Source organism: Duganella aquatilis (genome assembly GCF_009674565.1).
GTDB classification, from domain to species: Bacteria; Pseudomonadota; Gammaproteobacteria; order Burkholderiales; family Burkholderiaceae_D; genus Rugamonas; species Rugamonas aquatilis.
This window is the reverse complement of record NZ_WKJL01000011.1, coordinates 140,499-153,794: the sequence shown is the minus strand read 5'-3', so window position 1 is coordinate 153,794 and position 13,296 is coordinate 140,499. Positions and strand designations below refer to the sequence as shown.

Below are 13,296 nucleotides of genomic sequence, written 5' to 3'. Positions count from 1 at the left end.
CTCCACTGTCCAGCTGCATCCAACTCTTTTAAGGGTAAAAAAAAGATGCCTCATACCCTTATCCAAAACCATACCCTCTTAGCGCGGTCTAACGTACTTAACGTTAGTGCAAAGGAGATTGGTCATGCCAAAAATCATCGCACCGCTGACCGAGATGCAAGCCAGGAAGGCCAAGCCACACGACAAGGCTTACCGGCTGTTTGATGGCGGCGGGCTTTACCTGGAGGTCACTCCCAAAGGTTCCCGTATCTGGCGTATGAAATTTCGACAGGCGAACGGAAGCGAGAACGTGCTCACCTTCGGCCCCTATCCCGAAATAACGCTGCAGAACGCGCGAGAAAAGCGCCTGGAGGCCCGGCGGCTCATCCTCCAAGGGGTTGACCCAGCCAAGCTACGCGACGCTACCAAGCGCCGCGCAGCTGAAGAGGCCGCTAATACCTTTGAAAAGATCGCACGGGAATGGTACGCCAACAAGGTCCCTACCTGGAGTGAGCGCACGTCCAAGAACATGATTCAACGGCTTGAAGCTGACATTTTTCCGCAGATCGGCAAGCTGCCGATTGCAGAACTGAAGCACCGCGATGTCATTGCCGCCCTGCGCAAGATCGAACAGCGCGGTGCGGCCGAAATCGCCCACCGCATGAAGGCCGTCTGCGCGCAAATCTTTAGCTACGCGATCCAGTGCGGCCTGACCGATCGCAACCTGGTCGTCGACATGAAAGACGTTCTGAAAACCCGGCGCGCTTCGCACTTCGCCGCCATCGATGCAGACGAACTCCCTGCATTCCTTGGCGTCCTCGAACGGAACGAAGCCCGGATGTTCCAGCCTACGCGGATTGCATTACGCCTGATGCTGCTTGTCTTCGTGCGGACAAGCGAATTGATCGAGACGCCGTGGAGCGAGATCAATCTGGAGAAGGGCGAGTGGATCATCCCCTGGCAACGCATGAAGCGCGGGAAGCTGACAGTCAACCCGGATATGACCGACCATCATGTTTGTCTTTCGCGACAGGCGTGCCATCTGCTACGCGAACTCCACGCCATCACAGGAGGCGGGACGTATCTTTTCCCGAACCAGCGCGACCACCATAAGCCCATCAGCAACAACACGCTTCTGGTGGCGCTTGAGCGTATGGGCTACAAAGGGCGCATGACCGGGCACGGTTTCCGTGCGCTGGCGATGAGCACAATCAAAGAGCGACTAGGGTATCGACACGAAGTCGTTGACCGCCAGCTGGCTCACGCTCCGAAGGACAAGGTTGCCAGCGCCTACGACCGTGCGCAGTTCCTTGCCGAACGTCACAGGATGATGCAGGACTGGGCCGACTACATCGATTCAGTCGCGGCCGATGTGCAGCAGAAATAGGGGTACTTTTCAAGGCTCGCACTATTGTCCGCTGCGCTTAGCCTTTGCAAACAATAGAAAGTATTTGCATGGCAATGCCGTCGTGGTTGAGCTTGGTTTCGCGGAGTGGCGTTCAGTGGCGTTCGGAAGCGCCGAAATCGCACTTAGTGGCGTTTGGAAGCGCAGAAAATCTCACTTCAGTTGCATTCAGAGGCGGAAAAATAGCGTTGAAACGGCGGGCAGGATATGTGAAGTTAGCTAACCTGGCGGTTTGCTAACTCCACTTCCCTTATTCGCACCTGCGGCGCTCAACGGGAACCTGCCCTGTGGGGCCAGTCGCTCCGCGCCAAGGCGCAAGCCGAGACTGCCTAAGGCAATACTCGTCGGGCTGCCTGGCTGGCGGTGATATTTCGTGCATTTTCCTTTTAAGCAAGATGATATGCTTACTGGACCGAGTTGGGCCAATAACCGCCTTTCATAGAGTGTTTGGCTTTACGATTGAAATGAAGCTTTTTTTGATTGAACTAATATTAGTTTTGGTCTCTGGCGTGCGCCGTTGGTGCCGCTGATTTTTACTGTAGCCGGGGCGCAGCTAACTATGCTAACCAACGAACTCCATTCGGCACTCGTTTATCTCGACAGGGATTTTGTGGCAGGAAAGTATGAAATCTTTTCCGGCAAGTCGCCAAGTTCTCAGATCACCAAAACGCAAGGAAAAAAGGCGGGAGCGGCGATTCCCGTCTTTTCTGCAGAGGTGAGTGCAATCGAGACACGTACGTTTCCGATCTCTACACTGGAGATGCTGGCCACTGTGATGCCCATGATTCAGCAGGAGGGCGAAATCGAGCCAGCTCTTTTGCAGAAGGATATGTGTTCAAGGTTGGGTTGGGTGACCGCCACCCTTGGTACTTTAACGGCGAGGCAGTCTAAGGGCGTGCCTGGAACCGAAACCTACGTTCAGGGCGAAGAGCAAGGCTGTTTCACGCTGAAGAATGATGCATTGAAGTTGGCACTCATTACCACTCCGGACTATTTTGTCTCTGGGTTGGATGCTCTGCTCAAGATGCATAAAGTTCTGCTTCGCGATTTGACAATGCCGGTTCGGGCGTTCGTGCGGATAATAGCAGCCCAAGACTATATGGACGAGTGGATTGCTATCCCTTACGTCATGTATGAACACCCGCGATGATTAAGCAGCCTAAATGGACCGATATCGGCCAATAGCCGTCGGTCGCGCCGCCGCAAGTCCCCATCAAGCCGCTGTCTACATGAGGGTTTCATGGAACGCTTGAAAAGCGCCGTAAACATACTCGACATCGCGCAGAAGGTTATTTCTTGCGTCGTATAATAAACTCGAAATTATTTCGTGCTTTGTTTTTTTTTGTAGGTAATTTTAGTATGAAACTGTTTTATTTTAAGGCGAATAAAAGATGACTTCAGCGAAACGAATTTTCGACTTTTTGAATGGCGAGGTGGAGGTGACATTGTTCGCCGCCGCGGGATTATCAGCAAGGGCTGGCGTTCCGCCTTGGGGAGCCTTGCTTAATCAACTTGCTCAGTGGTTGAATAGTCGAGATGCTCTTGTTGCGCAAAAAATGATCGAACTTGTTAGAAAGTATGATTATTTAAAAGCAGCGGAATTTTTCTTCATGGCTGATGGAGTGACGGATAAAGAACGTTACACTCAACTTTTGGCACTTCTTACGCCTGATAATCCGGCGGCAACTGATGAAATATTCAAACTTCCATTCACATGCGCAATCACAACAAATTTTGATAGACTTCTTTTTGATGGTTTTGCAAAGATAAAAGGAGTCGCGCCAAAAGATTATAAGAGGGGCGATATTTCTTTTAAGAATGCAGTTTTCTCTGAACCTCCCTTTGTATGTCGTGTGCATGGAGGAATTGAGGACCCATCTGCCATTGTTTTAAGTCAATCCAAGTTTGATGAATTGGAAAAGGATGAATATTACAAAGACATCCTCACTCAAGCATTCAAGAACAGAAAAATGTTGATGGTGGGTTTCTCTTTTGCTGACCCGGCGATACTATCAATTCTTCGTTCCATCAACAAAAATTATGGACCGCTTGCTGTGGGGAGCCATCTTGCGTTAATGCCAAGTGATGCGGATGATGACACGAAAGGTCTTTTGAATCGTCTGAATATCGAAGCCCTATATTATGATCACACAGCAACAGATAAAACACACAATTCACTGTGGAATTTGATTGATGAAGTATTAGTTCTGCAGAACCAGAAGCCGCCGGTCTCGATAGCTGCGCCTGAACTTGGCACAGCGCTACCGTTTGACGCCGCTAAGCGATATTTGGCTGCATGTTATGCAAGAGCGGATTTGGGCGCTGGGATTCATTCTCTTAGGGAAGTCGTAATCGAAGGGATGGTAAGTTCGATTATTCAACAATCTCATCCGAAATCAATCGGCTTCAAAGAAATCGTTTCTAAAATTCATGCCGACTTGAATCTCGGTTTGGATGATTCAAAAAAACTGGTTACTTCGGCGCTAACCGCAATGGTTGATGCGAAATTATGCATATGGCACCGAAGAGCAGGTGAGCAAAAGGTCTCCTGGCAAGGTAGTGTAGATGGAGCCAATAAACTCGAGAAAGATATTGCTATCTTGGTCGAAAGTGTTCTTAACAGGGCATTTGTAGAGGAAGGATATCGTGCCACTGTCGATGTAAGGGGGGGATTACAAAAATTCTTCGCTCAACTAGTTCTTCAACGTGGTTGGGACTTAGGAGCGGCTTTCGCTGCTGGCAAGATTCCTAAGGCATTAAATATAGATAATTTGATGTTTTCAGTTTGCCGTACCCAGTCCACAAACGATATTCAACGCATGATTCGTGTGTGTGAGAGGTTGATACATAATCCAACTTCTGCCGAAGCGGAAATTCTCGGTGCGTTAGGTAGGGCAAGTTTCGGCTTGGAGTTGGCTATCCAAGCTCCAAGATCAAGTTTGTTGTTTACTAATACCCTCCCTTCTCGAATCTATCTTGATGCCAATGTGATTATGCCCGCATTCGTGGAAGGTCATACGTACCATAAGATTTACTCCGACACTATTACGGCACTTAGTAAGGCAACCAACGGAGTTGGGACTACAAAGGTATTTGCTATTTATGAATACTTAAATGAAGTTGTAAGCCATCGGCGGCTTGCGTTGCAGGAGTTCAATGAAAACAAAGAGCATTTTAGGAATGATTCGATTCGGCAAGCTGTTTACTCGGGTTCATCCAATATGAACGTATTTATTGGGGCATATGCAAATCTAGTTAACTCTGGAGTTGATCTAGAGTTCGATTTGTATTTGCAAAAATATGCTCCATATACAAATGAAGATGAGCTTAGCATCTGGCTCATGGAGAGAGATGTTCATGTGATAAAACGAAATTTTAAGATCGCAGCAGGTCTTCAGGCAGAGGCATCATTGCAGCTTCAAAAAGCCTATTCGACTATGATAAAAACAGATAAAGATGCGCGATTGATCGAACACGATGCAAGACAGCTCTCTCTGCTTGCTTCTGATGTTGATGCTGGACATCGTTCTGTCTTGGTAACAGCTGATAGACGTTTGCGCGAGGCCGTAGCCACTTCTAACCAAAAAAGGCTCGCTGAGCATATGATTAGTCATGTTGGATTAACTCAGCTAGTTGACCTACTAATTGGCTCACCAACGGATGCTAGATCACTATCTCATCTAATTTGGGATTCCCCTATTTCAGACCGATCTAATGAGGTGCGCCAATATTTTATTAGCATGGCGTTGCGCCGATATGATGAGGCTATCGCATTAGAAATGCCATTATTGGTTGATAAATTTGTCGATGAAGTGATGATCACTGCAAAGAGAAAAGGACTAGACCCTGATAATCGTATTAATAACCAGCAAGACTCTTGGTTTAGAGTTGCTGGTTCATTTGAGGATCAGTTCTTTGACGCTATGAAAGAGCAAATTGAAAAGCGAGAAGGGCAGAGGTGAGATATTTAATGAAAATGAGAAATATAGTGTGTAGATTTAGGTGAATTCTACGACTGTCCGAGACGGGCGAAAGCGGCCCCAACTAATAATCCTTCATTCGGATTTTCATTGAGTAATTTAGAGCTAATGAAAGGAGTGGGCGCGCATCTGGTGGGAAATTAATTTTCGGGAGGGGGTATAATTGGGGGGATCTGATTAGCAGTGTCAAGCCAGTTTGGTTGAGGTAATATTTCCCATTTTAATATATTTTGTTGGAATAAAGAAACTGGATTCCATGTAAGAGATTTTAATAAGAAGAAATGCCAAATGTGATGAAAGTTCTCTAGTTAAGCACCTATACCGAAATTAAATTCGGCCCAGATGAGAAAAACGAAATATTAATCAAGTGACAACTTTTTGGGGTATGGGTGGGGGTATTTTCAAATGCTCTTCAAGCAGGAAGCCAGCGTTGGCAGACTTCTTTAATGATGGGAATCCCCCTCTCGCCAAGGACACAAAAGCAAAAAGCCACCCTCGGGTGGCTTTTTTGTTTTTGTGCCTAGGCGGAGAGAAGCAGAGCGCCTGCGCGCTCTGCGCAGGGGATTCGAAGGCATCGCCCCTACCGGGGCGAGCCGCTCCGAATCGTCCGATTACCACCGCTGCGCGGTGGCGCGCCGAAGGCGCCGCGCGCAGCGCAAAATTCCTAAAGGCATCATTTCCCATCACAAATGTCCGAATGTCGGCACTGACCCCGTATCACGCTGACCCCGTATCACGTCTCTGCTTACGCGGTTTGGTGGTTTCGGTTTTAAGCCACGCCGATAGTTGGACCGAATACTTATCTAATCCACTGGAAGAGCGCCGCTCCGCATAGAAGGGCTCTGTTGTTTCCGATCGCAGATAGCGTCGGACGCTATTGCGTGAGATTCCCAGTCGCCTGGCGATCTCTCGTAATGGGATCTGGTCACGAAGGTGCCAGCGTCTGATGCCGCAGTTCTTCTACTTGCTCCGACAAGGACTTAAAGCAGGCCATGATTCGCTGCTCATGCCGTCCAGAGGCCAGCGTCTGCAACAGGAACGGGACGGCTGACAGTAGCGGGACCGCGCTTGCGCCGACCATTGCGCCGATAGCGGGGAATACTTGGGGAACGATGGCCGCAGCATTGGCGACAACGTTGAGCGCCTATTACCGGCGACGGCTTCTACAGTGGACTTCTCGGTATTCATGGGGAAGCATTCAAGAGGAACAGCCCACGCAGTTGGAAGAAAGGCGCAGCCAGCACGGGCCATCTGTGGCCGCGCCCCTGTAGTCCGGCATCTAGGTCTTTACGCGTAACGCTGCGGCTAGCATGGCGGTACTGATTAATCCGCTAGGTGCTGTATGGTCAACCACTGACGTGGCATTAGACGTACCTCTAACCAGATCAATCCCGTGCTGGCAATCACTCTTGGTCCGGTAACCCTCGCCACTATCCGCAATGATGCGCCCGTTGTCTGCCCGTAGTCGCCATCGGTAGTCAGGATGCGGTAGGCCCGCAGATAACAGGCCGGGTTTCTGTTGATAAATCTCGAAGTGCATGACAGTTCCTTTATAACGATTAGCCCGAAGGCCAGTAGTTACCCGCCTGCTTGTGCTGGCAGGGTGGAGCCTGATGGAGACGGTGAGATACTAGATGCAGTGCAAATTAGCCAAACCGCTACTAGCCATAGTAGCAGCTTGCTTGCGAAGTACAATTATTAATCTAGATCAATTGGTAATGAGAATCGCATCACTGGATGCCTGTACAGTATAAAGGGTGGCCGAGGATTGATCCAGTGCTAATCCGGCTTCGGGAGTCGAACCGCCGATAGGCTGCTCATGCTGCGCCTGCGCCGCCGAGGGAGTTGCTGGCACGCCCGGCGAACTGTTACACTAAGGTCTTACGCATGGCAGTGCACTAGGGCTGGAACCCGCATAACTGCTGTGTTCTGAGGGAATCCCTCCTCTCGCAAAAAGCCACCCTCGGGTGACTTTTTTGTTTTGTGCCTAGGCGGAGAGAAGCAAGTCGCATCCGCGATTGTTTCGCAGGCGCAGGGCTGCGCCCTTCGAATTCCCTGCCCCCCTGCGGGCCTTGCGCGGTCGCCAAGGCGGCCGGTTCGAAAGCATCGCCCTACCGGGGCGAGCCGCTCCGAATCGCCCGATTGCCACCGCTGCGCGGTGGCGCGCCGGAGGCGCCGCGCGCAGCGCAAAATTCCTAAAGGCATCATTTCCCATCACAAATGTCCGAATGTCGGCACTGACCCCGTATCCGCGTACAAATGTCCGAATGTCGGCACTGACCCCGTATCCGCACTGACCCCGTATCCGCAATGGTATCGCTCCAAGAATGAACGCCTTTAATGTCAGGTACGTTCACGCCGTACACGCTACCTTCGTCTTTGAAAATGACAACTGGGATGTCCATTTGCTGCTCCCTTTACCTCATTCCCGAGTGTGATCCTACATACAAGAACGTATTTGTGTAGCAGTGATGGGCGTCAAACGACAAATGCGCCGAAGGATGAAATCCTTGGCGCATGTGGCTGAATGCAGTGTTTGCAGGTCTAACAGGAAGGGGCAGGACTGGAGGAGTTGTCAGGGGCTCGTGCCGATAAATCAGTTTCGCTTCGCCTGCCCGATAACGCTCGCCACCTTGGTGGTAATCATATCAACCGCCGGGCCATTGGCGCCGTGGGGAATGATGATGTCGGCGTTGCGCTTGGTGGGTTCGATGAATTGCTTGTGCATCGGGCGTACCGTTTCCAGGTACTGGCCGACGACGCTCTCCACCGAGCGGCCGCGTTCGGTAATGTCGCGCTGCATACGGCGGATGAAGCGGATGTCGGAGGCGGTGTCGACGTAGATTTTCAGCGACATCATGTCGCACAGGTCCGCGTCATACAGGGCAAACAGGCCTTCGATCACGATGACCGGCGCTGGCTTGACGGTGATGGTGCGGTCGGAGCGGTTGTGCAGCGTGAAGTCGTACTCCGGCATTTCGATCGTTTCGCCATTGCGCAGCGCCTGGATATGCTGCACCAGCAACGACCATTCGAAGGCCTGTGGGTGGTCGTAATTCTGCTGGGGACGGACTTCAGGGCTGAGATGGGTTTGGTCGCGGTAGTAATCGTCCTGCATCACGACCGAGACCATATCTGCGCCAAACGCAGCGAGCACTTTCTGGGACACAGTGGACTTGCCACTGCCGCTACCGCCTGCGACGCCAATAATAAACGGTTGGAAGGAAATCGTATTCATGCCGAATGATACCGGAATCGCGCCCGAATCGACAGGGGAAGGCCCGGAATTGGCGGCTTCAGCCCTTGCCACCCAAGGCAAATCTTCCTTCCGTGGCATGCCATTTTATTAAAAGAACGGCCGCACTTCGACCGGGGCGCGGCAGGCGATTGCGGCTTTGCGTCCCCATTCCAGAGCCTCATCCAGGCTCTGTGCTTCGAGCACCCAGAAGCCGCCGATGTGCTCCTTGGCTTCCAGATAAGGGCCGTCGGTGACGGTCGCCTTGCCGTCCGCCTGCGCGCGGATTGAGCGGGCATTGCTTACCGGGCGCAGGCCGCCGACGAAGACCCTGACGCCGGCGGCGACCATCTCGTTATTCAGCACATCGATATCGTGATGCATCGCTGCATCCTCCATCGCGGCCGGGTCGTAGTTGTCGGGATGGTGAATCGCTACCAGATACTGGGTCATGACGCTTCCTTTCAATCGATAATCACGCCTCGCTATCGCAGATCCGGTCGCGGCCTGCGGACTTGGCCTGGTACAGGCGGCGGTCGATGCGGTCGAGGAACACGCTCGGGTCGTCCTGCGAGCCGGGCACGATGGTGCCGACACCCATGCTGGTGGTGATCTGGCGGCCGACGCCGGAGCGGGCATGCGGGATCTCCTTCTGCGCCAGCAGCTTGCGGCAACGTTCGGCGACATTGAGGGCGGCGGCTTCGTCCGTGGACGGCAGCAGCAGGACGAATTCCTCGCCGCCGAAGCGGGCGCACAGGTCGCGCGCGCGGGACGCGCCGGTGTCCAGCGCCTGGGCCACGCGGCGCAGGCATTCGTCACCCTGCACGTGACCATAGTGGTCATTGTATTGTTTGAAGTAGTCGATGTCGATCACCACCAGCGACAGCGGCTCGCCCGTGGCGCGCGCCTTGGCCCATTCGACCGGGTACAGGGTGTCGAACATGCGGCGGTTGGCGACGCCGGTCAGGCTGTCGCGGTAGGACAGCACTTCCAGTTCCCGTTGCAGTTGCAGGATCTTGTCTTCGGCCTGCTTGCGTGCGGTGATGTCGAACATGAAGCCAACCAGCGACGCAACGCTGCCGTCGGCGTTGCGCACGACGTGCACCACGTCGCGGATCCAGACGTAGTCGCCGTCGTTGGTCAGCGCGCGGTAGTCGGCCTCGTGGTCGACGCCGCTTTGCGACTGGGCAACGCAGAAGTCGACCGTCTTCTGGCGGTCTTCCTCGTGGATACGCTCGGCCCAGTCGTTCACGGACAGCCAGCTGGATTGTTTCCAGCCCAGCAGTTCTTCGATTTGCGGACCGATGTAGGTAAATTGCATCGTCGCCCAGTCGATCTGCCAGGGAATGGCGCGGGTGGATTCAAGCAGGGTGCGGTATACGCTGGCGTCGAGAGGCGAGGAGGTCATGGGGCGGAAGGAAAAAGGCGGAAAGGCCACCATTCTGCCACGGAGTGACTACGATGTTGAAATCCTGATCCAGCGCCGTCCGCCCAGCACGGTGATGGCGACCAGGGTGAGGGCGGCGGCCAGGTGCATCAGCAGGTCGACCAGCTCGCCGGCGACCGGGTGGCAGAATCCCAGCAGGATCTGCGACATGGCCGCAACGCCCACGCCGGCGATCGCCAGGCTGCGCGCCGGATGCAGCGAACGGGTGCGGCGCAGCGCGGCCACCACCAGCACGATCATCGGCGCGCCGGCCAGCAGCATGAAGGTGTAGCAGTATTGGCCGTCGCCGAGCTGGCCCACCGGGTCCGGCGACAGCGTGGCATCGATCAGCCCGACCAGCAGCCAGGCGACGGACAGGGCGGCCAGCCAGCACCGGTGGGTCATGCGCTGTCCGGCGATGCTGAGGGCGAAAGCGGTCTGGATCGCCAGCGCGCCGAGGCAAAACGAGACCAGCATCCACAAGCCCGCCCACAGCGCGCCGGGATGCGACCAGTCCGCCGTGCCGCGATCCATCAGCAGCGAGGCCAGCAATCCGCTCGGCAGGGCCAGCAGCATCAGGCCGGCCGCGCGCGGCCAGGCCGGCGCGGTGCGTTTGACCGGGTGGGCCTGGCGGGCAAGCTGTTCTATCAGGGCGTCGTGGTTATTCATAGTCGGTACTTCTATCTCGGCGTAGCGTGGTCAGGGCGCGATGCAGGACGGATTTCACCGCCGACAAGGTCATCCTGCTGGCGGCTGCCGCATCGGCCAGGCTCATTTCGGACAGGTGCACCATTTCCACCATATTGCGTTGCCGCTCCGGGAGGCGGCTCAACAGGCTGCCCACCTGCTGCTGGATGGCCAGTTGCTCTTGCCCGTGCGTAATGGACTCGTCCGCATGGCCGAACACGGCTTCCTCGTCGATCACTTCCCAGCATTCGCGGCGGCCGCGCGCGCGCAGGGCGTCAATCGCGCGGGCCGAGGCAATCGCGGACAGCCACGGCAAGAACGGCCGGTCCGGGTCGTAGGTGTGGCGGACCCGGTGCACGGCCAGCAGCACGTCCTGCACCACGTCTTCCACCAGCGCCTCGTCCTGGCGGATTTTCCGCCGCACCAGTCCGCGCACGGCGGGCACGATCGCCTTCAGCAGCCGGGCATAGGCGCGCTGGTCGCCATCCTGAGCGCGCACCATCAGCAGCGGCCACGCGGCGCTGGCGGTGTCGTTCTCGGTTGGCGATGTATCGGTCAAATCGGCTTTCCGGTTGATGTGGTGTCAGGAGTGTTTGTGCGAGGCCTTCTCCAAAGCAGAGATCACGATGTCCGGACTGAGCAGCTGGGGCAGGAGCACGGGCTCGCCGCCGTCGGCCGGATAGACCACGTACACCGGCAGCCCGCCTCGACCGAACTCGTTGATGGCCTGGTCAATGTCGGGATTATATTTGGTTGAGTCGGCGATCATGTAAATTGTTTCGGTCTGGGCCATCGCCGCCTTCACCGTGCTGACGGATAACGCCGCCTTGTCGTTCACCTGGCAGGTAATGCACCACGATGCGGTGAAATTGACGAAGATGGGTTTGCCGTGCCCGCGTTGCGCCGCCACCGCCGCCGGTGTCCAGGTGCCGGGCTTGACCGACGCGGTTGCCGTTGCCGTTGCCGTGTCGCGCTCGCTGGTCCGCGGCAGATTGGCCAGCGGCAGCGCCATGCCGACAACCAGCAGCAGGGCGAACGCCAGTTGCGGCCGGTAACCCAGTCCGGACAGCTGGCGCTGCTGTGCCACGCCGTAGAGCCAGGCCGCAAACGCCAGCACCACCGAGGCCGCCAGCAGCGCTCCCAGGGCGTTGGAACCTGCCTGCTGGTCCAGCACCCATGCCAGCCACGCGGCGGCGGCCAGCATCGGAAACGCCAGCACGTGTTTCAGCACCGCCATCCAGGCGCCCGGCTTGGGCAGCAGGCGCGCGCACGCCGGCACCAGCGCAACCGTGGTGAAGGGCGCGGCAAAGCCGAGCGCGAGGGCGAGGAAGATGGCCATGCCCTCGGCGGGCGGACGCAGCAGTGCTGCGCCGACCGCACCGGCCATGAATGGCGCGGTGCACGGCGTGGCGACGATGATCGACAGGGCGCCGGTCAGCGCCGCGCCCAGCGGTCCACTGCGCGGGCCGGCCATGCCGCCGATGCGCTGCGCCGCCAGGCCGATCTCGAACACGCCCATCATGTTCAGCGCCAGGGCGAGCATGATCAGCGCCAGCGCCGCGATCAGCAGCGGCGACTGCAACTGGAAACCCCAGCCGACAGCGGAACCGCCGGCGCGCGCCGCCAGCAGCGCGGCGCCCAGCAGCAGCATGGTGGCCACCACGCCGGCGAGAAAGCCCAGTCCTTCCACCCGCGCCGCGCGCCGGTCCTGGCTGTGGCGGATGAGGCCGAAGGCCTTCAGCGAGATCACCGGGAAGACGCAGGGCATCAGGTTAAGAATCAGTCCGCCCAGAAAGGCGGCGGCGAGCAGGGTCAGCATGGCCCGCTCCCGTTACGGCTCAAGACCTCGTGCTTCATTTGTTCGCCGCGTGCCATGCCTTGACGGCGGCCATGGTTTTCTGGATGTGCAGTTCCGGATTGCCGTCCGTGTAGCTCAGCAGGATCTTGCCGTCTGGCGCGATGACGAACGAGGTACGGTCGGACAGCATTTTGCCGTCCTTGGTCTGGAATTGCGTCTTGTACTCGGCGGCGACCTTGGCGCCCGGATCGGCGGCGACGGCAAACTTGTCGCGGCATTCCAGTTTCGAGAACTCGGCGACGCGGTCGGCGTTACCGGCCGTCACGCCGATCACGGTGGCGTTCATTTTCTTGAAGTCGTCCGTGGCTTCGGCGAAATCGTGCGCTTCCAGCGTGCAGCCCTGGGTGAAGGCGGCCGGGAAGAAGTACAGCACCACCGGCCCTTGGCGCAGCGCCTTGGCCAGCGAGAAGGTCATCGGCTTGCCGGCCAGCGCGGCATCCAGCTGGAAATCGGGCGCCTTCGCGCCCTGGGGCAGGGCGGCCACGGCGGCGGCGGCCGACAGCGCCAGTACGGTTGAGGTTACCGCTTTGCCCAGAAAGGTCGCGAATCGTGTCATGGTGATCTCCGTTTGTGATGGTGGTTGACCCCTCGGTTGAGGGACATACCTGCCAGTTCGCCGGGCAGCGGGCGAAAGTTGCGGTCGACCTTAAAAATAGTTGAAAGGTGTTGTGGCTGGAATTCGACGGTTCGGCCGGAAGAAAGTAGTAAAATCATGCGCTAATTGCA

General features: G+C 56.0%; 12 protein-coding genes and 1 pseudogene. 3 read left to right on the top strand and 10 right to left on the bottom strand.

Annotated elements, in window-relative coordinates; all coding sequences use genetic code 11:
• The first annotated feature begins 124 nt into the window (after nt 1-124).
• The 3 genes from GJ698_RS16345 (at nt 125) to GJ698_RS16335 (ending at nt 5,346) form a co-directional block, all read left to right on the top strand.
• Nucleotides 125-1,366, top strand: coding sequence for a tyrosine-type recombinase/integrase (locus tag GJ698_RS16345; RefSeq protein ID WP_154358863.1), 1,242 nt, complete (start codon nt 125-127; stop codon nt 1,364-1,366).
• A 577-nt stretch (nt 1,367-1,943) separates the two neighbouring features.
• A complete protein-coding gene (locus GJ698_RS16340; RefSeq protein WP_154358861.1) occupies nt 1,944-2,534 on the top strand; it encodes a hypothetical protein in 591 nt (196 codons plus the stop codon).
• Between the two features lie 241 nt (nt 2,535-2,775).
• Nucleotides 2,776-5,346 (top strand): SIR2 family NAD-dependent protein deacylase, encoded by a 2,571-nt coding sequence (locus tag GJ698_RS16335; RefSeq protein WP_154358859.1) that lies wholly within the window; start codon nt 2,776-2,778, stop codon nt 5,344-5,346.
• Between the two features lie 753 nt (nt 5,347-6,099).
• Here GJ698_RS16335 and GJ698_RS16330 read toward each other — a convergent pair.
• From GJ698_RS16330 to GJ698_RS16290, 10 genes and pseudogenes are all read right to left on the bottom strand, one after another.
• Nucleotides 6,100-6,312: pseudogene (locus GJ698_RS16330) on the bottom strand (helix-turn-helix domain-containing protein); the annotation flags it as partial.
• A 331-nt stretch (nt 6,313-6,643) separates the two neighbouring features.
• Nucleotides 6,644-6,904, bottom strand: coding sequence for a YegP family protein (locus GJ698_RS16325; RefSeq protein WP_154358857.1), 261 nt, complete (start codon nt 6,902-6,904; stop codon nt 6,644-6,646).
• A gap of 664 nt (nt 6,905-7,568) precedes the next feature.
• Nucleotides 7,569-7,769 (bottom strand): type II toxin-antitoxin system HicB family antitoxin, encoded by a 201-nt coding sequence (locus GJ698_RS30505; protein WP_166454887.1) that lies wholly within the window; start codon nt 7,767-7,769, stop codon nt 7,569-7,571.
• A 191-nt stretch (nt 7,770-7,960) separates the two neighbouring features.
• Nucleotides 7,961-8,701 carry a uridine kinase gene (gene udk, locus GJ698_RS16320; RefSeq protein WP_229260024.1) on the bottom strand — a complete coding sequence of 247 codons (741 nt, stop codon included), beginning with the start codon at nt 8,699-8,701 and terminating at the stop codon, nt 7,961-7,963.
• Between the two features lie 9 nt (nt 8,702-8,710).
• Entirely contained in the window at nt 8,711-9,052 is a 342-nt protein-coding gene (locus tag GJ698_RS16315) for a YciI family protein (protein WP_154358855.1), read from the bottom strand.
• 22 nt (nt 9,053-9,074) lie between these two features.
• Nucleotides 9,075-10,007, bottom strand: a complete 933-nt coding sequence (locus tag GJ698_RS16310) for a sensor domain-containing diguanylate cyclase (RefSeq protein ID WP_208023833.1) — start codon at nt 10,005-10,007, stop codon at nt 9,075-9,077.
• A gap of 48 nt (nt 10,008-10,055) precedes the next feature.
• Complete coding sequence (locus GJ698_RS16305) at nt 10,056-10,694, bottom strand: NrsF family protein (protein WP_154358851.1); 639 nt, start codon at nt 10,692-10,694, stop codon at nt 10,056-10,058.
• Nucleotides 10,687-11,271, bottom strand: coding sequence for a sigma-70 family RNA polymerase sigma factor (locus GJ698_RS16300; RefSeq protein ID WP_208023832.1), 585 nt, complete (start codon nt 11,269-11,271; stop codon nt 10,687-10,689). The genes GJ698_RS16305 and GJ698_RS16300 overlap by 8 nt, the downstream gene beginning before the upstream one ends.
• Nucleotides 11,272-11,295: 24 nt before the next feature.
• Nucleotides 11,296-12,531 carry a protein-disulfide reductase DsbD family protein gene (locus GJ698_RS16295; protein ID WP_154358849.1) on the bottom strand — a complete coding sequence of 412 codons (1,236 nt, stop codon included), beginning with the start codon at nt 12,529-12,531 and terminating at the stop codon, nt 11,296-11,298.
• Between the two features lie 34 nt (nt 12,532-12,565).
• Entirely contained in the window at nt 12,566-13,126 is a 561-nt protein-coding gene (locus GJ698_RS16290) for a peroxiredoxin (RefSeq protein ID WP_154358847.1), read from the bottom strand.
• Nucleotides 13,127-13,296: the final 170 nt, after the last annotated feature.